This window comes from Microbacterium wangchenii (assembly GCF_004564355.1).
GTDB lineage: Bacteria > Actinomycetota > Actinomycetes > Actinomycetales > Microbacteriaceae > Microbacterium > Microbacterium wangchenii.
Map to the genome: position 1 here is coordinate 3,408,463 of NZ_CP038266.1, position 21,134 is coordinate 3,429,596.

The following is a 21,134-nucleotide window of genomic DNA, read 5'->3' on the forward strand; positions in this document are numbered from 1 at the left end:
ATGCGGATGTGCAGGTGGTTCACAGTGGCTCCGTTCATTCGAGTCGCCCGGCCGGTTCGGTGGCGGAGGCGGAGTGCGCGGCGAGGAAGGAGGCGGCGAAGTCGGGGAAGTCGCCCGATCCGCCATCGGCGGCGAACGCGGCGAACAGGGCGGCGCCGTAGGCCGTGCCCTCGTCGTGCGCCGTGAGCGAGACGTCGGGGAGAACGAGGCTGCGGGCGCGCACGACGCTAGGCATCTTCGACCAGCCGCCGGTGAGCAGGGTCGAGGTGGGGGCGGGGACCTCGCGGTCCATGACCTCCATGAGCTCGGCGCACATGTCGTTGCCGTGCAGCAGCGCGGCGATGAACAGCTCCTCGGGGGAGAGCCCGTCGCTGTTGGCGACGAGCTTCAGCACGCCGTCGTCGTTGCGCGCGCCGGTGACCTCGAGGCCGCCGTCGGCGAGCGCTCCGCGGACGGGCAGCTGCATCACGCGCGCATCCAGGTCGAGGCGGCCGCGTTCGTCCGCGACCCCGATGAGCTGCAGCACGCGTCGCATGAGCAGGCCCGACTTCGTCCCCGCCAGCAGCACGTACTTGCCCGGCAGCACGTGCCGCACGGTGTTGATGCCGGCGTGGGCCAGGCGCTCGCGGGCGTCGAAGGGCAGCGCGGCGTCGATGACGCGGACGAGCGCCTCGGCCGTGCCCATCGAGTCGTACAGCTCGTCGCTGGCGGTCGCCCCGGCAGCGACGGCCGAGACGAGATGGTCGTGGCCGGCGATCGTGAGCGCGGCGGCCTGGAACGCCCGCGGCATCCCGTCGTCGGCGAGCAGGCCGACCGGCATGCCCGCGCCCACGCGTTCGGCGAGAACCCCCGGGCCCACCCCGAGCACGTCCAGCGCGGCGTCCCACGGGACGCTGCCGTCCTGGTCGATCATGCCCGTGCGCGAGACGAGGGAGTACTCGGCCACGCGCGGGCCGCCGAGGGAGCGGACGATGTACTCGGGGACGTTGAGGAAAGTGCGCGCGCGCAGGTCGATGCCCTGGTCGCGCAGGTACAGGAGCTTGGAGATCGTGGCGAGCGGCCCCACCGGCAGGCCCGTGCGGCCGGGGAATTCGGCACGGAACTCCGCCGGCGTCTGCAGGATCTGCGCGCCGCCACGCGGATCGAACCACGCCATGATCGGCGCGGCCGGGCGGTCGGCGCCATCCAGCAGCACTCCCGCCTCCGCCATGCCGGAGACCCCCAGCGCCGCGACGCGGTAGGCGCCGTCGCGGGAGAGGGCGGCGTCGGCCTCGTGCGCCAGTTCGCGGACGACGCTCAGCGCACGCTCGGCCGGCATCTCGGCCCGGCCGTGATCGAGGTTGATCCACGGCGACCGGCGGCTGACCACGAGCACCTCGCGCCCGTGCGGGGTGGCCACGAGCAGCTTGATGCTCGTGGACCCGAGGTCGACGCCGACGACGTATTCGTTCACCGCAGCTCCCCGGTGGCCAGCGTCGCCGGCCACCCCGCCCCCGGGCGTGCCACCAGAAGGGACGCGTCGCCGTCGATGCGCCAGGCCCCGAAGGAGTGCGGCACCGCGAACGCCTGTCCCGACTCGACGGGGACGGCGCCCTCGTCGGAGACGACCGCTCCGGCGCCGTCGGTGACGAGGATCACCGCGAAGCCCGCCTCCACCGCATCCGGCCCCGACGCGACCGCGAGGCGGAAGTACGGGTCGGCGGCGGCAGGCAGCACGCTGCGGATGCCGCGGCCCTGCCGCTCGCCCTCGGTGCAGATGAGCGCGGCGAGCGCGTCGGGTGCGAGCGCTGCGGTGGACACCGCGGGCATGACCGCGTCGAACCCGAGATCCAGGTGCGACTCCTCCCGCGTGGAGGTCGTCACCGACCACTCCAGCAGGATGGAGAAGTCGGTGGGCTCCTGCACCTCCGCCACGAAGATGCCGCCGTCGATGGCGTGGGCGGTGCCGGCGGGCACGAGGACTCCCATGCCTTCGCGCACCTCGACACGGTTGAGGTGGTCCAGCATCCATTCGCTGTCCTGGGCGTCGCGGCGGCGGTCGAGTTCGTCGCGGTCGACGGCTTCCTTCCACCCGACGTACACGGCGCAGCCGGGCTCGGTGTCCAGCACGTACCACGCCTCGGTCTTGCCGTAGGGGCAGTCCAGGTGGGCCGCGGCGAAGCTCCGCTCGGGGTGCACGTGGACGGGGAGGCGCTGGCGCGCGTCGAGCAGCTTCACGAGGATCCCCACGTCCGCGGCGTCGCGGCCCTCGGTCGAGCCGATCCACGCGGGGCGGTCGCCCGCGACGACGTCGCGCAGGAAGGCGCCGCCCTCGGTCACGGCGAGCCCGGTCTCGGCGTCGCCGAAGCGCGCGACGGTCGCCCCGAGCCACTCCTCGGGCTGACGGTCCGTCTCGGGCACGATGCCCCGCAGCGCCGCGATGCGGTCGCCGCCGAGGTAGAAGTGCTGCACGGGGTTCGGCGGGAGGAGGAGAGGCTTCATGATTCGGCTCCGAGGAGGGTCGAGGCCCCCATGGCACGCGGGGGCAGTTCGCCCGATCCGCGCTGGATGAGGGAGGTGGGCAGGACGATCCGCTGCGGTTCCGAGGCGGGGTCGTCGAACAGTTCGAGCAGCCGCTGGAAGGCGGCCGTCGCGATCGGACGGGGGACGTGGTCCACGACCGTGATGGCGGGCGTGAACAGGTCGGCGAGCTCGAAGTCGCCGAAGGAGATGAGCGCGAGCCCTTGCGTGCCGGCGGCGCGGATGGCGTCCATCGTGGCGATGGCGGCACGGGAGGTCGCGCACAGGACCGCGGTGGGCGCATCCGGACGGGCCAGCAGCGCCGCCGAAACATCCGCCATCGCGGAACGGGTACGCGGGTGACCGACGATGAGCGACTCGTCGACGGGGATGCCGGCCTCGTCGAGGGCGGCACGGAAGCCGGCCAGCCGGGCGCTGTTGGTGGGATAGGCCGGGTCGTCGCCGATGAACCCGATGCGGCGGTGGCCCTGCTCGACGAGGTGGCGCGCGGCGTCGCGGGCGGCGCCGAAATCGTCGACGATGACGGAGTCGATGCCCTCGCGCACACGGTCGACGCTGACGATGGGGAATCGTCGCCGCAGCACCTGCAGCTCCTCCGCACTCACGCCCACGGGGGCGATGATGAGCCCGCGCAACTGATGTCCGGCGAGGCGCTGGAGGTCTCCGCGCTCCCGGTCGGCGTCGAACCCGGTGCTGGCGAACAGCAGGCTCATGCCGTGCTCGGCGGCGAGCTCTTCCAGCACGCTGACGAGGTCGGCGAAGAACGGGTCGGAGATCGCGTCGATGACGACGCCGATGGCGTCCTGTCCCCCGGTCTTGAGCGAGCGGGCGGTCGTGTTGGGCACGAAGCCGAGGTCGTCGATCGCGGCGCGTACGCGCGTGCGGGTCTCCTCGCGGACGCCCGGCTCGTCGTTCACGACGCGGGAAACCGTCTTGATGCTGACCCGAGCCCGCTCGGCGACATCGGTGATGCGTGCACGCGGGTGCGCGCCGCGCGGGAGGGCTGTCGCCCCCGCTTCCGCATCCTCGTCGTGCGCCATTTCACTCCGACATCGTTGTCATTTCGAAACCCCGGGAAGCCCGGGTCGCTGGTCGCTATAGTGGGCCTCTTCCGACAACGTTGTCAAGTCTTGGCGGAAAGTGGGGCCTGATGATCTTTCTGGCAGTCACCGGTGCACCCGGTGCCGGCAAGTCCACCCTCGGCCGCGCGCTGGCCGCACACCTGCGCCTGCCGCTGCTCGACCTCGACACGCTCACCAACCCCCTTCTCGAAGACCTCGTCACTCCCCTGCGGGGTGGCACGCACTGGAACGACGGAGCCCTGCGGGCAACGGTGCGCCCTGCCCGCTACCGCGTCCTGCGGGAGGCCCTCGCCGACCAGCGCCGGGCCGGCGTGGGGGCCGTCGCGGTCGCCCCCTTCACCGCAGAGCTCGCCGGCGGCGAGGAATGGAACCGGCTCGCGGAGGCCTGCGGGCAGGAGCCGGTCGTGGTGTGGCTGACCGGCACGCCCGAGACGCTCGCGGCGCGGCGCGCGCAGCGCGACGCCGACCGCGACGCGCACGCGGTGGATCCGCCCGCCGAGGCGCCGACCGTTCCGCACGTGCGCATCGACGCCGCACTGTCCACCTCGCAGCAGGTGACGCGCGTGCTGCGCGCGCTCGGGCGCCACCGCGAGATCCCGGCGGAGTCCCCGCTGTGGTCGCGGCGCTTCGACGCCGCGCTGTTCGACCTGGACGGCACTCTCATCGACTCCACCCCGGCGGTGCTGCGCTCGTGGATGCTGCTCGCCAGCGAATACGGCATCGGTCTGGATGTGCTCGCCTCCGGTCACGGGCAGCCCGCGGCACAGCTCATCGCCCGCATGTTCCCCGCCGACCGCGCGGAGGTCGCGCTCGCGCGCATCTCCGAGATCGAGGCCGCAGAGGTCTCGGACGTGGCGCCCATCCCCGGCTCGGCCGACTTCTTCGCGTCAGCACCGCGCCGCGCGATCGTCACGAGCGGCACGAGGCTGATCGCGGGCAACCGCCTGCAGGCGGCCGGCCTGCCGCGCCCCGACGTCGTGGTGACCTTCGACGACGTCACGCGGGGCAAGCCCGATCCCGAGCCGTTCGTCCTCGCCGCGGCCCGGCTGGGCGTGGAGCCCGGCGACTGCGTCGTGTTCGAGGACGCCCCCGCCGGCATCGCGGCGGCCCGGGCGGCGGGATGCGCCGTGGTGGCGATCACCGGCACGCATGAGGCAGACGAGCTCGCCGACGCCGACGTGGTCGTCGACCGCCTCGACCAGCTCGAGTTCGTCGCCGACGGCTCCGCGTTCCGCCTCCGCATCCGCCCCTGATCCGCTCCTTCCGCCTCGCGTCGCCGGCGCTCACACCGGCCCCAGCCGCCGAAAGTGCATCAACCCGGCGAGAGTGCACCGGATCCGATGCACTCTCGCCGAGGTGATGCACTCTCGGTGGCGGCGGCTTGCGCCGGCCGTGCGGGTCAGCGGGCGGTGTAGCCGCCGTCGATGGGCAGGGACACGGCGCTGATCATGCTCGCCTCGTCGCTGAGCAGGAACACGATGGGGCCGGCGATGTCGTCCTCGGTGGCCCAGCGTCCGAGCGGCATCTGCTCCAGGAAGGGTCCGCCCACGTCCTCGCGGCCCCAGTACCACTCCGACATCGGCGTCATCACGACGGTCGGGTTCACGCTGTTGACCCGGATGCCGTAGCGCCCGAGTTCGAGTGCCGAGACCCGGGTGATGTTGTCCAGCGCCGCCTTGGAGGAGCCGTACGAGATGTGTCCGGTGAGGGCGACCAGGCCCGCCTGGCTGGACACGTTCACGATCGCGCCGCCGCGATCCAGCCGGATCATCTCGCGCGCGGCGTACTTGATCACCAGCAGCGCCCCGCGCGTGTTCACCGCGATGACCTTGTCGAAGACGGCGATGTCGGTGTCCTGCGGGGTTGCGATCTCGCCCCCGAAACCCGCGCAGTTGACCACGCCCCACAGGTCCAGGCCCTCGATGGCGGCACGGACGGAATCCTCCGACTCGAGGTCGAACGCGAGGGGGCGGGCGCCCGTCTCCTGTGCGATCGCCTCGAGCGATTCCTCGGTGCGGCCCGCAGCGATGACGTCCGCTCCGCGCGCGACGAGGTGCCGCACGGTGGCGCCGCCGATGCCGCCCGCCGCCCCCGTGACCAGAACGGTACGACCTTCGAAGTCTCCCATTGCGTATGTGTCCTTTCGTTAGACTCTGGCCGTGACCGACCTGAACAGCTCGACGTTGAGCAACGCAAACGACAACGTTGTCATCCCACCGTACGATCGGGACGAGACTCTATCCGGAGTCGTGCACTTCGGTCTAGGCGGCTTCAGCCGCGCACACCTCGCGATGTACCTCGATCGTGCCCTCAGCGCCGGCGGCGAGCGCGGATGGGGCGTGTGCGGTGTGGGGCTGATGCCCGGCGACGCCCGCATGCGCGACGTGCTCGCGGCGCAGGATCGCCTGTACACCCTCGTCACCCGCAGCCCCGACGGTGCGACCGACGCGCGCGTGATCGGCTCGGTCGCCGAGTACCTCTACGCCCCGGACAGTCCCGAAGCCGTCATCGAGAAGCTGGCTTCGCCGGAGGTGCGGATCGTGTCGCTGACGGTCACCGAGGCCGGCTACGGCGTGGACGACGTCACCGGCAGATTCGACCTCGACCGCGCCGGCGCGCGATCCGACGCGGTCGCCGGCGCCGTCCCGACCACCGTGTGGGGGTTCCTCGTCGCCGGTCTCGCGCGGCGGCGGGAACGCGGCATCCCGCCGTTCACCGTGCTCTCCTGCGACAACATCCAGGGCAACGGCGCGGTCGCGCGGGAGGCCCTCGTCGGGTTCGCCCGCGTGGCCGCCCCCGGCCTGGCCGACTGGATCGCGACCGAGGTGGCGTTCCCCAACTCGATGGTCGACCGCATCACACCGGCCACCACGTCTGCAGACATCGACGCCGTCGAGGAGATCACGGGGCTGCGCGATGCGTGGCCGGTGTGCGCCGAGGAGTTCGCGCAGTGGGTGATCGAAGACCGCTTCCCGGCCGGGCGCCCCGCGCTCGAGACGGTCGGCGCGCAGTTCGTCGCCGACGTCGCCCCATACGAGAAGATGAAGCTGCGCCTGCTGAACGCCTCCCATCAGGCGATGTCGTACCTGGGACTGCTCGCCGGCTTCACGTACGTCCACGACGTCGTGGACGACCCCGACTTCGCCGCCTTCCTCGGCGCGTACATGCGGGAGGAGGCCGAGCCCACCCTCGATCCCGTGCCCGGCATCGACCTGGCCGCCTACCGTGCCCAGCTGCTCGCGCGGTTCTCCAACCGCGCCATCCAGGACACCCTCGCCCGCCAGGTCGTGGACGGATCCGACCGGATCCCGAAGTTCCTCGTGCCCGTGATCGAAGACCGGCTCGCCACCGGCGGCTCCCTCGCACGATGCGCCCTCGTCCTGGCCGCGTGGCAGGCGTGCCTCGCCCGTGGCGCCGAGGATGAGCGGCAGCGGCTCATCACGCACGACATCCGGTTGCCCCTGCTCGAGGCGGCCGCGGTGGCGGATGAGGCCGACCCGGGCGCGTTCCTCACGCACGTGCCGACCCTCGGCGTGGATGATCCGCGGCTGCGCGAGGCCTACCTCGCCGCGCGCGCTCTGCTCTCCGAGCGCGGGCCGCGGGGGGCGGCGATCGCGCTCACGTGACGCGCGCTAGGACAGCGAACCGCTCGCTTCGATCTCCACACCGAGCGTCAGGGCGGCGCCGGGCGCGAGTGGCCGCAGGAGGCCCTGCTCCCGGGCCGCGGCGCGCCCGAGGATCGTCGGCACGAGAGCCGGCTCCACCCCGAGCACGAACAGCCCCTGCTGCGCCACGCGCCACTGGAACAGTCCGGGGAGCTGCGCCGTGTCGAAGCGCACCGCGACGCTGAGCCCCCGCGGGTTCACCACCTCGACGGCAACCCGTTCGTCCGCCGGCAGTTCGTGCGCGAACACCTGCTCGGGATAGGGGTGGGACGGGGCGGGGAAGGTGTCCCACGTGTCGGCGCCGACGGCGGCCTGCTCATCCCGGGGGCGCACCGCCGTGGCCGGAGTGCGCAGCCGCGTGCCCTCGTCCACGAGCGGCCAGCCGAAGTTGAGGTGGTAGAGGACCATGGGCTCGACAGCATCCGCGCCCCGGTTGGTCAGGACGTCCTCCACCCGGATGATGCGCTCCCCCGGGACGAGCGTCACGCGCCGGCGCAGCTCGAGGTGGACACCGAAGACGGCCGACTCGCGCACCACGGCCTCGACCACGACCTGGTCGTCGGTGGCCTCGGCGCGCACGACCGTCGCCGGCAGCGACGTGTACCGGCCGTGCATGGGATGCTGCTCCCCGCCGTCTTCGGCGGCGGGGCCCACGTTCTGCAGGCCGCATGTGGTGAGGAGCCCACCGCCGAACGCGCGCGTGAACCCGCTTCCGTCGGCGTCGTGGACGCCGGCGCGGGGGAATCCGGTCGGCGAGAGCCACGCCAGCGGCACCCCGCCCACGCGCACCTGGCCGAGGTCGAGGCCGCGGTCGGGCAGGAGCTCCAGGTCGACGTCGCCCGCGGTCATCCGGATGCGCCGCATCCCCGCCGACGGGCCGTCCGTCATGATCGAGGACTCGACCGCCGCCGTCTGCGCGAGCGAGCCGCGGCGTTCGCGCGCGTGCTCGATGGGCCTCCCGAACAGCTCCGTCGCCATGTCTTCCCCTCCGTCGAAGCGCCACGGTAGCAGCCCCGCCGCCACGCGTCGCTGCCCTGAGCCGTGCCGCCCGGGGGCGGGCGCGCCGGGCGGTTCACCCGAACTCCTCAAGAATGGCGCGCGGGGTCCGACGGATCCCCGGAATCCCGTGAAGCCGCGACTGTCCGAGGTGCGATCTTGAGGAGTTCGGGCACGTGGGCGACCGGATCCCGGCTCGGCCACCCCGCCGCCCCCGCAGGCTGACGCCATCCGCCCCTCCGCCGCTCCCGCAGGCCGCCCGCGCCCGCCGCGCCCGAACTCCGCAAGAACGGGCACGCGGGTGCGGCCGCCACCCCGGAATCACGCGGGCCGGCAACCGTACGGCTCGCGGATTTGAGGAGTCCGGGCGCGGCCGGAAGCCGGAACAGGCCCGAGCGCATCGTATTGACAACGTTGTCTCGGCCTGCTCATACTGTGAGAGCCGCCGCATCGGTGCGGCCCCGCCGCCAGCCATCGGAGAGTGCACTCCCATGACGAAGTACCGCCTCAACCGACTCTTCAACCCGCGATCGGGCCGCGCGCTGGATGTCGCGGTGGATCACGGCGCGTTCCACGAGCACGGATTCCTCGCCGGGATCGAAGACATGCCCGCCACGGTCGCGACGCTCGTCGACGCCGGCCCCGACGCGATCCAGCTGACCCTGGGCCAGGCCCCGCTGCTGCAGTCCGTGCCGGGGAAGCAGAAGCCCGGACTCGTGCTGCGCACCGACATCGCGAACGTCTACAACAGTCCGCTCGAGTCGCCGCTGCACAGCGTCCACGTGCCCGATGCGATCGAGGTCGCGGTGCGGCTAGACGCGGTCGCCGTCTGTGTGAACCTGCTCGACCTGCCCGGTCACCCCGAGGTCCGCGAGCAGTGCATCCGCTCGATCCTGGCGCTGCGCACCGACGCCGAGCGCTACGGGATGCCGCTCATGATCGAGCCCCTCGTGATGCAGACCAACTCCGACAAGGGCGGCTACATGGTCGACGGTGACACCCGCAAGATCGTCACGCTGGTGCGTCAGGCCCGCGAACTGGGCGCCGACCTCATCAAGGCCGATCCGACCGACGACATCGACGGCTACCACCTCGTCGTGCAGGCCGCCGCCGGCACCCCCGTGCTCGTGCGCGGAGGCGGACGCGTCGACGACCGCACGCTCCTCGAGCGCACCCAGGCGGTCCTCGCCCAGGGCGCACGCGGCATCGTCTACGGGCGCAACGTCATCCAGCATCCGGACCCCGCCGGCATCACGGCGGCCCTCATGGCCGTCGTCCACGACGACGCCACCGTCGACGACGCCCTCGCGCTGATCGGTGGCGAGCGATGACCGCGCCGCGGCGCGTGAACGTCGGCATCGTGGGCGCCGGCCTCATGGGGCGCGAGATCGCGGCCGCCCTGCGTCGCTGGCCCGCGCTCATCGACCACCCCGTCGATCCTCAGCTGGTCGCGGTGTGCGACATCAACCCCGCCGCCATGGAATGGTTCGACCGGATCGACACCGTGCGGCTGAAGACCACCGACTACCACGAGCTCCTCGCCGACCCCGACGTCGACGTCGTCTACATCGCGGTGCGGCACGATCTGCACGAGCAGCTGTACGTCGACACCATCCGCGCGGGCAAGGCGCTGCTGGCCGAGAAGCCGTTCGGCATCGACGGGGCGGCAGCGGATGCGGTGCTCCGCGCGATCGACGAAGCCCCTGCCTCGTTCGTGCGGGTCTCCAGCGAGATGCCGTTCTTCCCGGGCGCGCAGTGGGCCGTGGACTACGTCCGCAGCGGAGCCCTGGGCCGCGTCATCGAGGCGAAGTGCACGTTCCTGCACGCCAGCGACCTCGACACCGCGAAGCCGCTGAACTGGAAGCGGCAGAAGCAGTTCTGCGGCGAGGCGGGCGTCATGAACGACCTCGGGATGCACACGTGGCACGTCCCGCTGCGCCTGGGCTGGGTGCCCGAGCGGCTCGTGGGCGTCCTGCAGGACATCGTCACCGAGCGCCCCGGCCCCGACGGGACGCCCGTGCCATGCGACACGTGGGACAACGCCGTCATCCACAGCTGGACCACCCACGACGGTGCGCCCTTCGTGCTGACCACCGAAACGAAGCGCATCGCGCCGGGTGAGAAGAACACGTGGGAGTTCGAGGCCATCGGCATGGACGGCGGGGTGCGCTTCAGCACGAAGAACCCGAAGTCGGTCGAGGTGTTCGCCGTCGTCGATGTTCCGGGCGTCGGCCGGGAGCAGAGCTGGCAACGCATCGACGCGGGCAGCCAGGCCGTGTGGCCCACCGTCACGGGAGCGAACTTCGAAACCGGTTTCTCCGACTCGATCCTGCAGATGTGGGCCGCCTTCCTCGCGGAGTTCGCCGGCGAGCTGGGCGAGCGTTTTGGGACGGTCCGGCCCGAGGAGGCCGCGCTCACTCACCGCATCTTCTCCGCGGCGATCGCGTCGCACGAGCAGGCCACCCTGGTTCCTCTGGAGCGGTGATCCGCGGCAGCGGCGCGCAGCATCCGTAGGATCGACGCGACCACGACGCAGGAAGGCACCGGATGCGCAAGAGCGGCCGCCCCACCATGGTGGATGTCGCCGCCGACGCCGGCGTCAGCCTGAAGACCGTCTCCCGTGTCATCAACGGCCAGCCCAACGTCGACGCGGCCCTCATCGAGCGGGTGAACGCGTCGATCGCCCGGCTCGGCTTCCACCGCAACGCCCTCGCCGCCAGCCTGCGCTCGGGCAGCCGCGACACCATCGGGTTCCTCGCCGCCGACCTGTCGAACACCTTCTATCTGACCGTCGCGGCCGCCGTGTCGACGGTGGCGATCGGCCGCGGGATGCAGGTGATCATGGCCTCCAGCGAGGAGGATGCGCGCTCCGAGCGCACGCTGGCGCTGGATCTGTGTCAGCGACGCGTGGGCGGTCTCATCCTCGTCCCTGCCGGCGATGACCAGTCCTACCTCGGCGGAGAGGTGGCCGCCGGCACGCCAGTGGTGTTCCTCGACCGCCCCGGCGGCGGGCTGGACGGCGACGCCGTGCTGATCGACAACCGCGGCGGCGCACACGCGGCCGCGGCCGAGCTGCTCCGCGACGGGCACGAACGCATCGCGCTGCTGTTCGACTCCCCCTCCATCTTCACGATGACCGAGCGCCGGCAGGGGTTCCTCGACGCCTTCGCCGAGGCGGGCCGCACGCCCGACCCGGCGTTGCTCGTGTCGGACCTGCACACCCCGGCCACAGCCCGGGACGCCATGGAACGCCTGCTCGAGGCGGAGCATCCGCCCACCGCGGTGTTCTGCGCCAACAACCGGTCGACCATCGGGGCGCTGGAGGCGATCCTCCCCCGCGATGCCGACGTCGCGGTCACCGGCTTCGACGACTTCGAGCTCGCGCAGGTGCTCCCCCGCCGCATCCGCATCGTGGACTACGACACCGCGCACCTCGGAACCGTGGCGGCCGAGATGCTGTTCGCCCGCATCGACGGCGACGACTCCCATCCGTCGCATTTCCTGCTGCCGACTCACCTGGTCGACCGCGGCGGCTACATCCGCTGACGCCCGGACCGCCAGCCCAGTGCGGCCACTGGCGCTGCCGACCCCGCCCACCCTTTCACCCTGCACAACGGCGGATCCGCACGGTGACACGCCGCGCTACATGGCCCATCCCCGGCGTGTCCCCGACGATCTCCGCAGTTGTGCACGGCAACCTCGGCGCCTCCCTCGCGCGTCGCCGCGCGGCGGACCGCCCGCCCCGCTCGCGGCGCGAGGGAGACCCGCGCCTACAGTCCCGCAGGAGGCGCTGACGCGCGATCGCTGTCCGCCCATGGGACCTCGGGGGACCGGAAGAATCCGATTCCCATTGATTTCCAGAGCGGGCCGAGACCGGCTATGCGCTGACGGAACGACCCCCATGTGCGCCACTCGTTCTCGATCGTCGCGGGCGACCACGCAGCTTCGGCTGCCGACGCGACACGAGGAAACATCATGTGGTCGATATCTGCCAATGAGCTCACGGTCTCCGTCCACAACGGCGCCTCAACTCCGAGGATCGCTTCCTCGGGGAGACCGCGGATCACGTCCGACGGCTCCCACTCGTATGAGCGGCGCACGCTCGTCGGGCCGTTTGCCCAATCGAGGCCGATCGGGGTATCAGCGTCGTACTTCATGTCGAGATAAATGGCGTCCGACGGTGAGAGGATGACACGGCCGCCGCGCTCGACGAAGGCCAGTGCCTTTCGGTCCGCACCATCCGCGGGGTTCACCGACCCCCAGTACTGGCCCACCGCACCGGCCACGAGCCCGGGGACGGCGCCGGCCTCGTGCCACGCCACCACGACTTTCCCGTGGCTCGAGGCGATGGCACTGGCCCGCTGCATGAATGCGGCGAAGTCCCCGGCGTCGGTGCTGAGCGCCTCGTCCCCGCCGATGTGGAGGAACGGACCCGGAGTCCCCTCGGCCACCTCGGCGAGGACCGCGTGGAGGAACTCGTAGGTCCGCGGGTCGTGGATCCTGAGCGAGGAGAAGCCGACCGCCGTGCCCTGGTACCCCACCCCTTTACGCGGCGACGGCTGCCGCCCCTGTGCGATCTCCGCCGCCATCCCCGGCGACAGGGCTGGGTCCTGCACCAGCTCCGGGTAGGCCAGGCCGATCGCATGGGTGTGTCCCGGCATGTCGATCTCCGGAACGACCGTCATGTGACGCTCAGCTGCGTACTCGACGATGCGCCGGTAGTCCTCCTTGGAGTAGTAACCACCGCGGTCACCACGGACGGCGCTCGCGGAGCCCTGTTCGGTGAGCTTCGGCCAGGATTCGACGGCGAGACGCCAGCCCTGGTCGTCAGTGAGGTGCAGATGCAGGTGATTGAGTTTGAGGCTCGCCGCGCGGTCGATGACCGCTGTCACGGTCTGCACGTCGAAGAAGTGGCGGGCGACATCGAGCATCACCCCGCGATACGCGAAACGCGGGAAGTCGTCGATCTCCACCGCCGGGACCCGCCAGCCGCCCGGGGCGGACTCGACCAGCTGACCGAGCGTCTGTACACCGTAGAAGAGGCCGGCCGCATCATGGCCTATGACAGAAATTCCCGCTGAGCCCACGACCAGCCGGTAGGACTCCGGCGTACCCCCGCCCTCGATATGCAGCCGGATCGCACCGCTCGCCACCAGCGCCGGCTGCCGCCCGGTGCGCGCCTGGAGGAGCGACCTGAGCGTGCCCGCCGCGGCCGCCTCGCCGGAGATCGTCGTCTGGGTCGTGAGGGGGAAGGGTTCGGCATCGTGCACCCGCACTCGCACGGGGACAGGAGACAGTGCCGCACGCATGTGCGTCACCATTCGCTCACCGGAGGCGGCGCGCTTTCGATGTCACGCCCCGGCGGCGGCATCGCCTCGAGCTGCCCGCGCAGGTCTGCGATCTTCTCCTCCACGCGACGCCGATCGAACATCCTCGACTGCGCTTCGGCGTGCCAGCCCATCTCCTTCCCGCCAAGCCACGGCAGCGCCACCTCGAGCGCACGTAGTTCATCGCGCACGATGCGTGCGTAGGCGTCACGATCAAGAGGGCCGTCGTGCCAACGGCGCTTGAGGGCGAAGAGCCGATAGTGGTTCCTGGTGCTCGAAAAGCTCGCCCACGCCACCCAGGCACTGGCGACCTCCTCCTCCGCACGAGTCGTCGCGGCGGGCTCCACATCCGCGAGCGCGCGCTCCAACTGCTCCGCGCCGATCCGCCATTGCGCGCTCAGCGCCGTGAGCTGACGGATGACGACCTCGAGGGGGAGTTCGGCAAGGGAGGCGGATAGATCATCCCCGCGGGGCTGATCGATCCACGACGCGCCGACCGGAGCAGGCGAGACGGGCGTCGGACGCAGGGGAAGAACGAGCGCGTAGTTCGCCGGCGAGAAGTACAGGAAGCTCATCGAGAACGGGTACTCGTTGAGCGCCTCCCCGAGCGTTGACCACGCCTCGACGACGCGCGCAGGATCAGCACCGGGAAGGTAGATCATCGCCAGTCGCTTCAGCGCGGCGTCGGCCGAGTCGAAGGGGCCTTCATTGAGAAAGAAGTTGAAGGCCACCGCGTTGAGCGACAAGGCGTTGCCCATGTTCCAGCAGCCCATGAACCCGACGCTGCCGGACCGCGCGAATGCCTCGGCCTTGGCGTAGATGTTCCCGAGCACGGGGAGGCTGGGCACCGTCGCCAGCTCGTGCGTCGTGGACAGCTGCAATTTGGCCAACGTCGGCAGGCCCCGATCGCGAGCGAGTTCGACAGTCGAGGAGAAGCGGGACGAGGGGCCGGGGTAGCTCAGAGAATACTCATCGACCTCGCGAACCACGCCGCGCAGCATCCGCGTTCCGCCGCGCTCGAAATCTGCCATCACCTCCACGCCGTCGGGGAGCGCAGCCACGATCCCCGCGCTCGGGTCAGGCTCGAGAAACGACCACGACCAGTTCCAGACGATGATGCGCGCGTCGGCGCGGGCCTCCTGGGCTCCGGCGGTGACGAGGGTCACGATCTCACCGATCACTTCGGCCGGACTCCGAACCCCGCAGCGGGGGCAGGGAAGGGACCTTCCCGGGCCGAATGCCCACGGATCGTCTGAGGCCTGGGCAGCGTCCGTCCGGAAGTGATAGCGCGCGTAGCAGTGCGACGGCGCCTCCGACGCGGTGATGAGGATCAGGCCGGCGAGATCGGGGACTCTCTCGAACAGGTTGCGGGACGCATCGTGGAGGAATCGCTGCACGCGCGGCGTCGACGTGCACAGGGATCGGAAGAGGCGATCGTCGTAGGGCGGGGCGCCGAAGATCGCGGGCGCGCCCATCACATCGCCGTTGTCATCCCAGAACGGGTCGTCGGCGAGCACACCCCGCGGCGGCTGCGCGTAGCCGAACACCTCCAGGTCGAATCGGGCCGCCCTCTGGATGAGCAGATCGATGGCATCGAGGTGCCGGGCGGCGGCGCCGCCGAACTCAGGGAACGCCTCGGTGCCGACGACACGGTCGAGGCGGACGTGAACCCAAATGGCGGTGAACCCCGCCGCAGCTATCCGGCTCATTTCCGATTCGGTGTAGGCCTCGACCGCACGAAGAGATTCATCGGCCTCCTCCTCCCCGAAGAGGTGGAAATCCGACCAGGAGCTTCGCCAGATGCGGGTGGGCGCAAGGGGACCGCCCACCGCTGCGTGGCTGAGATGAGAGGGTGCGTGCAAATCGATCACCTTCGCTGCCGCCGCTGTTATGTGGGGCAAACGTATCGTTCGCCATATCGAACGTCAAGGGCGCCCCTGCGAACGCTGATAAAGTGGCCATTGACCCCGGAATATGAAACGTGCTTCACTTACTCGCGTTCTATATATCAAACGAACTGTCTCGTAGATCGAACAGATCGAAGCACAGGTGCCCGACAACGTGCACCGTAAGCATGGAGGGTTGCAGAAATGAAGAGAACGCGCTCGAGGTACCTCCGGATGGGCGGCGCTGTCGCCACCATCGCGTCCTTGGCCGTGGTCGCCGCCGGATGCTCGAACTCCGCCAGTGACCCGGATTCCCCGATCGTGTGGGAGATGTGGGGTGGGCAGGAGAGCGACATCAAGAACAGCGAGGATCAGCTGCGGATTGCCCAGGAAGAGAATCCCGACCTCAAGGTCGACCTGTCGATGTCGCCCTACGACGGGTATTTCACGAAGTTGACCGCCGGAATGTCGTCGCAACAGCTCTCGTGCATCTTGACGATGAACGGGCAGAACATGGCGGACTACCACGAGGCGTTCTCGCCGCTGTCGAAGGAGGATCTCGCGGTCGCCGGCATCGACGAAAGCGAGTTCACGGCGAATTCGTTCGACCTCATGCGGGTGGACGGCGAGTTGTACGGAATCCCCTGGGACGTCGCCGCGATGCTCGTCTACGTCAACGAGGATGCCCTTGCTCAGGCGGGCCAGACCGTTCCCGCACTCGATTGGACCTTCGATGACTTCGACGCGCTCGCGACATCTATGACGGGCGGAGACATCTATCCCTTCGCCGTCGACACAGGTGACCTGCAGTGGCAGACCCTTCCCATCGCGCGCGCGGGCACCCAGCCCGTGACCGAGGACTACACCCTCGATCTGACGAACCCCGACTACCTTGCGAGCGCGGAGTGGTACGCGTCGCTGGTCGACACCGGCGCCGCAGCGCCGGTGCCCTCGGCTGCCGAGTCGGTCTGGGGATCGGACCAGTTCACCAGCCAGCGAGCGGCGATGGTGGTGGAGGGCACCTGGAACGCGCTGAACTTTCTGAACAACGACGCCGGATTCGAGACCGTCTTCCTTCCCGTCCCCGCCGGACCGGAGGGATCCCTCGCCATCCTTCTCGGAAGCGGCTACGGCATCTCCAGCACGTGCGAGAACCGCGAAGCGGCCCTGAAGGTGCTGGGCTCCTTGGTCGGCGAAGCGGCACAGGACTCCATCGCGGAGTCCGGTCGCAGCCTCCCTGCCCGTCTTTCGTCGCAGGAGATCTACTACGAGTCCATTCCCGAGCCCGCGCGCACGGAGATCCGTGCGGCGTTCGAAGCGTCCTTCGCCGGCGCGCAGAACTGGCGCACGGCGCCTGACTGGCAGCAGATGGTCAGTGCGCTGCAGCCGGAGCTCATCTCTGTCTTCAACGGCCAGAAAACGATGACTTCGCTGCTGGAGCAGATGCAGGACCGGTTCGGGGAGTAGTAGTGCCGCACTCGCATCAGCGGGTCTCGAAGCTGGGGCGTGCCGAGAGGCGGTACGCCCTGGCCTTCGTGTCACCCGCGCTCCTCGGGCTCACCGTTTTCACCATCTTTCCCGTGGCGCTCGCGGTCGTGATGAGCCTGTTCGACTGGCCCGCGTTCGGCGACCGCGCTTTCATCGGGATCGGCAACTACGTCGACCTGTTGACCGAGGATCCCGACTTTCTGGTCGCGTTCCGCAACACGGTCGTCTTCGTGGTCCTGACCGTGCCGCTCAATCTGCTGCTGGCACTGGGGCTCGCGCTGCTGTTGGCCGAGCGGATCCGTGGGCGAACCGCCTTCCGGGTGTTGTTCTTCATCCCGGTCGTCACCCCGATGGTTGCGAACGTGTTCGTCTGGAGGATGCTGCTGCAGCCTGAAGGCATCGTGCGCTCCGGCGCCCTCGACCTGTTCGGCCTGGAGATCCCGAATCTGCTGGCGGACCCTTTCTGGGCGATGGTGCTCGTGGTCGTCGTGTCGGTGTGGGCAGGCGTGGGCTACAACATGCTCATCCTCATCGCCGCGATCGAGCAGCTCCCCCAGACCACCATCGAGGCAGCGCGTCTCGATGGGGCGAGCGGCCTACGGCTGATCGGGCGGATAGTGCTCCCGCTGTTGTCCCCTTCGATCTTCTTCTGCCTGGTGATGACCACGATCGGATCTTTCCAGGTGTTCGCCCAACCGCAGCTGCTGACCGGCGGCGGACCGGGCAACGCCACCCTTCCACTCGTGATGTTCATCTACAACAAGGGTTTCCAGTTTCACGACCTCGGCGGGGCCGCGGCTGCCGGCTGGCTCTTGTTCGCTGTGATCATCGGCCTGACGGCCGTACAGTTCCGCGCTCAGAGAAGGTGGGTGCACTATGAGCACTGACAGCCTGTTGCTCGCCCGGCCGAACCTCCCGAAACGGATCGCACTGAACGCGTCCGTATGGGTGGCGGCGATCCTGTTCGCCTTCCCGTTGTTCTACGCCATCACCGTGTCGCTGAAGACCCAGGGGGAGGTGCTTGGCAGCGACCTGCTGCCGAGTGAGCCGCAGTGGGGCAATTTCGCCGCCGTCTTCCAGTCGGTACCCTTTTGGCAGTACATCGTCAACTCCTTCCTTGTGGCGATTGCGGGCACGGCCGTTGCGGTCACGGTCTCGGTGCTTGCGGGCTACGCCTTCGGGCGTCTGCGCTGGAAGGGGAGGGATCTCGCATTCGTCGTCTTCCTGGGCACACTCATGGTCCCGCAGGAGGTGATCGTCGTCCCGATGTTCATCCTGATGCAATGGTTCGGCTGGGTGAACACGTATGAGTCGCTGATCTTCCCGTTCGCTTTCACCGCGTTCGGAACCTTCCTCATGCGCCAGTTCTTCCGCGGAATCCCCTTCGAACTGGAGGAGGCAGCCCGCGTGGACGGTGCTGGTCCCCTGCGTACGCTCGTGGGCATCCTGATCCCACTGGCCAAGCCCGCCATCGCGGTGCTCGCCGTCTTCACCTTCATGAGTTTCTGGAACAGCTACCTCTGGCCGCTGATCATCGTCAGCGACTATGCCGACATGGGGACCATTCCCATCGGCCTCGCCTCCTTCACGTCACAGAGCGGAACCCAATGGAACCTGCAAATGGCCGCGACACTGATTTCGATGATCCCCACGGTGATCCTCGTGATCATCCTTCAAAAGCACCTCGTCAGAGGAATCGCGATGGCCGGGCTGGCCGGGAGATGAGTCCTCGATCGATTGCGGGCGCGATCGAGGGTGACCAGCCCCTCTCCCCCCTCGCGATGAACCTCCGTCAGTGGCGTGAACGACGCGGGCTGAGCGTGTCGGCCCTCGCTCGCGAGGCAGGCGTGTCGAAGTCGACCGTCTCCGAGCTCGAGCGGGGGCACGGGAACCCCTCACTCGACACGATCTGGGCGCTCGCCAAGACACTGCACGTGTCGCTCGGCGCATTGTTCGTCGGGCACACCGAAGGCGACGGCAGTGAACTCAAGCGTCTCGCGGACGCACCCGTGATCGCGCACGAAAGCACGACGTATGTCGCCCAGCTCATGGCCGGCTGGCGCAGCAGTGGGGAAGTGGAGCTCGCCGTCGTGACCCTCGCCCCGCACGCCCTGCGCCACTCCAAAGGCAATGCAGCGGGCGTGATCGAGCGTGTCGTCTGCGTCAACGGTCCTGTGGATGTCGGGCCGGTCGGGGCCACCTCACGGCTCCATCAGGGGGACATGCTCATGTTCCCTGCCGACCAGGCGCACGTCTACGAAGCCGGCGAGAACGGGGCCCGCCTCGTCGTGGTGCAGCAGTACCCGGCGGCGGAGTGAAAAGCGAGCGGGTACGAAGGGAGGCGGTCTTGGACCTCGACATCGCACGGCGACAACGACACGCACTCCAGGGCCCCGTGCGGGTGGTGATCGTGGGCACGGGGCCCTTCGCGCAACGGCACGCCCAGGCGTTCGCCGCCAACCCCGACTGCGTGGTGGTCGGAGTCGCCTCCGCCGACGCCGACGCCGCGTCATCCCTCGCCGCCGTCGTCGGCGCTCCACATGCGGCGACCACTCTCGACGAGCTCCTGGCGCGCACTGACGCTCACGCGGTCTCGGTCGTGAACGCGAACGCGCTCCACCTGCCAACGGCAATGACGGCGCTCCACGCGGGAGCCAGCGTGCTGGTCGAAAAACCCGTCGTTCTGACCGTTGCCGAGGGGCGGCAGCTGGAGGCCGCCGCTGCCGCGGCACCCGGGTTCGTCATGCCTGCGCATGTCCTGCGCTTCGCCGCCCCGTATGTCGAACTGCGCCACCGATTGAAGTCCGGTGCCGTGGGGCGGCCCCGGGCCATCTCGTTCCGGCGGCATCGAACCGCGGATCACGATGCGCTGTTCCCCATCACACATCCGGTGCTGATGACGATGATCCACGACATCGACCTCGCCCTGTGGCTGGGCTCGGGGCCCTTCCGGTCGGTCAGGGCGCGGCAGATCCCCCTGGCCGGGCGGGCACAGCCTCTTGCCGTGCGCGCCGAGGTGGAGACGGAGGGCGGAGTTCTCATCTCCTTCGACGTCTCATGGTCTCTCAAGTCCGGGGCTCTCCCCGACGCCTTGGAGATCGTCGGAGAGGAGGGCCTGCTGGCACTCGAGCTCGCTCCGCGTGTCCAGACCCTCGGAGACGATGATGCGTCAGTTGACGACGCGCTGACCCCTGACGCCGCCCACGGCGCGCTGGCGGAAGAGATACGCGCCTTCGTGGACGCGGTGCGGTTCGATCGCGCACCGACCGAAGTCACCCTCTCCGACGCCCTGCACGGCATCGATCTCGCGGAGCGCATCATCGAAGCCGCTACCGAGGTGAGTGATCGATGAGGCCGCGGCACGACGCGCACATCCACCTCTTCGAGACCGGCTATCGCGGATCTGCACGGGTAGGGGCCGAACTCGCGGAGTACGAGCGCCTGCGGGACCTGCACGGCCTCGACCGCGCCCTGGTGGTGGGGTACGAGGGCGAAACGCGCTTCTCCGGCAATAACTCCTACATCCTGCGCCTCGCCCGCGACCGCGCCTGGGTGGTGCCGCTGGTCTACCTCCACCCTCGAGCCACGACCATGGACGTCGAGGACGCGTGGCGTCGCGGAGCCGCGGGTTTCTCGCTCTACCTCTCCGGGCAGGACATCTCGGCCCTGAGGCCGGCGGTCTTGCAGGCGCTGGACGAGCGCCGTGCCCTGCTCAGCGTCAACGCGACCCCCTCCGCGCTTCGTTCGCTCGCCTCCGTGCTCGCCTGCGTCCCGAACGCGACGGTCCTCCTCAGCCACCTCGGGCTACCGGCGCACCCCGAGTGGGGCGGCCTCGAGGACTGGGCAAAGGCCATCGAGGCCCTGGCGCATCATCCGGGTGTGCTCATGAAGCTGTCGGGACTTTACGCCATCGACCCTCACCCTCCCCACATCGGGGCAGCGTCGGCGCTCGAAATCGCGCTGTCGTTGTTCGGCGCATCGCGGCTGGTCTGGGGCTCGGATTATTCGCCGGGACTCGAGGTCGTCGGAACGACCGAGCTCTTCGACGTGCCCGGGTGGCTGGCGACCGCCCTGACGAGCGACGGCTTGGAACTCGTCACCACCGCGAACCTGCATCTCCTGCTCACGCAACGATCATCCGAACCCCGCGGGCACGTGGCCCGATGACCA

Annotated in this window: 18 protein-coding genes; 11 read left to right on the forward strand and 7 right to left on the reverse strand. The window is 69.7% G+C overall.

Annotation, left to right across the window (positions count from 1 at the left end; translation table 11 throughout):
• Positions 1-34 precede the first annotated feature (34 nt).
• The 3 genes from E4K62_RS16585 to E4K62_RS16595 are packed head-to-tail and all read right to left on the reverse strand — an operon-like array spanning position 35 to position 3,560.
• Positions 35-1,453, reverse strand: a complete 1,419-nt coding sequence (locus E4K62_RS16585; RefSeq protein ID WP_135069553.1) for an FGGY-family carbohydrate kinase — start codon at positions 1,451-1,453, stop codon at positions 35-37.
• Complete coding sequence (locus E4K62_RS16590; protein ID WP_135069556.1) at positions 1,450-2,481, reverse strand: class I mannose-6-phosphate isomerase; 1,032 nt, start codon at positions 2,479-2,481, stop codon at positions 1,450-1,452. Before E4K62_RS16590 ends, E4K62_RS16585 begins: the two co-directional genes overlap by 4 nt.
• Positions 2,478-3,560: a LacI family DNA-binding transcriptional regulator gene (locus E4K62_RS16595; protein ID WP_135069559.1), complete on the reverse strand. Its 1,083-nt coding sequence runs from the start codon at positions 3,558-3,560 to the stop codon at positions 2,478-2,480. Before E4K62_RS16595 ends, E4K62_RS16590 begins: the two co-directional genes overlap by 4 nt.
• A gap of 110 nt (positions 3,561-3,670) precedes the next feature.
• On the opposite strand from E4K62_RS16595, the gene E4K62_RS16600 reads away from it, so the two are divergent.
• Positions 3,671-4,855 carry an HAD-IA family hydrolase gene (locus E4K62_RS16600; RefSeq protein ID WP_135069562.1) on the forward strand — a complete coding sequence of 395 codons (1,185 nt, stop codon included), beginning with the start codon at positions 3,671-3,673 and terminating at the stop codon, positions 4,853-4,855.
• Between the two features lie 146 nt (positions 4,856-5,001).
• On the opposite strand, the gene E4K62_RS16605 is transcribed toward E4K62_RS16600, so the two are convergent.
• Positions 5,002-5,730 carry an SDR family oxidoreductase gene (locus E4K62_RS16605; protein ID WP_135069565.1) on the reverse strand — a complete coding sequence of 243 codons (729 nt, stop codon included), beginning with the start codon at positions 5,728-5,730 and terminating at the stop codon, positions 5,002-5,004.
• A 31-nt stretch (positions 5,731-5,761) separates the two neighbouring features.
• Between E4K62_RS16605 and E4K62_RS16610 the strand changes: the two genes are divergently transcribed.
• Positions 5,762-7,228, forward strand: a complete 1,467-nt coding sequence (locus E4K62_RS16610) for a mannitol dehydrogenase family protein (RefSeq protein WP_135069568.1) — start codon at positions 5,762-5,764, stop codon at positions 7,226-7,228.
• 6 nt (positions 7,229-7,234) lie between these two features.
• Here E4K62_RS16610 and E4K62_RS16615 read toward each other — a convergent pair whose 3' ends face one another.
• The gene (locus E4K62_RS16615) at positions 7,235-8,245 is read right to left on the reverse strand and encodes an aldose 1-epimerase family protein (RefSeq protein ID WP_167747826.1); all 1,011 of its coding nucleotides are present in this window, start codon (positions 8,243-8,245) and stop codon (positions 7,235-7,237) included.
• Positions 8,246-8,754: 509 nt separating this feature from the next.
• Between E4K62_RS16615 and E4K62_RS16620 the strand changes: the two genes are divergently transcribed.
• From E4K62_RS16620 to E4K62_RS16630, 3 genes are all read left to right on the forward strand, one after another.
• A complete protein-coding gene (locus tag E4K62_RS16620; protein WP_135069574.1) occupies positions 8,755-9,594 on the forward strand; it encodes a class I fructose-bisphosphate aldolase in 840 nt (279 codons plus the stop codon).
• Positions 9,591-10,748 carry a Gfo/Idh/MocA family protein gene (locus E4K62_RS16625; protein ID WP_135069577.1) on the forward strand — a complete coding sequence of 386 codons (1,158 nt, stop codon included), beginning with the start codon at positions 9,591-9,593 and terminating at the stop codon, positions 10,746-10,748. Before E4K62_RS16620 ends, E4K62_RS16625 begins: the two co-directional genes overlap by 4 nt.
• Positions 10,749-10,810: 62 nt before the next feature.
• Positions 10,811-11,809, forward strand: a complete 999-nt coding sequence (locus E4K62_RS16630; RefSeq protein ID WP_135069580.1) for a LacI family DNA-binding transcriptional regulator — start codon at positions 10,811-10,813, stop codon at positions 11,807-11,809.
• A 224-nt stretch (positions 11,810-12,033) separates the two neighbouring features.
• On the opposite strand, the gene E4K62_RS16635 is transcribed toward E4K62_RS16630, so the two are convergent.
• Positions 12,034-13,584, reverse strand: coding sequence for a family 20 glycosylhydrolase (locus E4K62_RS16635; protein WP_240742736.1), 1,551 nt, complete (start codon positions 13,582-13,584; stop codon positions 12,034-12,036).
• Positions 13,578-15,107: a hypothetical protein gene (locus tag E4K62_RS16640; RefSeq protein WP_135069583.1), complete on the reverse strand. Its 1,530-nt coding sequence runs from the start codon at positions 15,105-15,107 to the stop codon at positions 13,578-13,580. The genes E4K62_RS16635 and E4K62_RS16640 overlap by 7 nt, the downstream gene beginning before the upstream one ends.
• Before the next feature lie 573 nt (positions 15,108-15,680).
• Between E4K62_RS16640 and E4K62_RS16645 the strand changes: the two genes are divergently transcribed.
• The 6 genes from E4K62_RS16645 (at position 15,681) to E4K62_RS16670 (ending at position 21,131) form a co-directional block, all read left to right on the forward strand.
• Entirely contained in the window at positions 15,681-16,943 is a 1,263-nt protein-coding gene (locus E4K62_RS16645) for an ABC transporter substrate-binding protein (protein ID WP_135069586.1), read from the forward strand.
• Between the two features lie 113 nt (positions 16,944-17,056).
• Positions 17,057-17,851: a carbohydrate ABC transporter permease gene (locus tag E4K62_RS16650; RefSeq protein WP_240742737.1), complete on the forward strand. Its 795-nt coding sequence runs from the start codon at positions 17,057-17,059 to the stop codon at positions 17,849-17,851.
• Positions 17,841-18,689, forward strand: coding sequence for a carbohydrate ABC transporter permease (locus E4K62_RS16655; RefSeq protein WP_135069589.1), 849 nt, complete (start codon positions 17,841-17,843; stop codon positions 18,687-18,689). Before E4K62_RS16650 ends, E4K62_RS16655 begins: the two co-directional genes overlap by 11 nt.
• 56 nt (positions 18,690-18,745) lie before the next feature.
• Positions 18,746-19,282 carry an XRE family transcriptional regulator gene (locus E4K62_RS16660; RefSeq protein ID WP_167747827.1) on the forward strand — a complete coding sequence of 179 codons (537 nt, stop codon included), beginning with the start codon at positions 18,746-18,748 and terminating at the stop codon, positions 19,280-19,282.
• 29 nt (positions 19,283-19,311) lie between these two features.
• Positions 19,312-20,316 (forward strand): Gfo/Idh/MocA family protein, encoded by a 1,005-nt coding sequence (locus E4K62_RS16665; protein ID WP_167747828.1) that lies wholly within the window; start codon positions 19,312-19,314, stop codon positions 20,314-20,316.
• Positions 20,313-21,131: an amidohydrolase family protein gene (locus tag E4K62_RS16670; RefSeq protein ID WP_135069598.1), complete on the forward strand. Its 819-nt coding sequence runs from the start codon at positions 20,313-20,315 to the stop codon at positions 21,129-21,131. The genes E4K62_RS16665 and E4K62_RS16670 overlap by 4 nt, the downstream gene beginning before the upstream one ends.
• Positions 21,132-21,134: the final 3 nt, after the last annotated feature.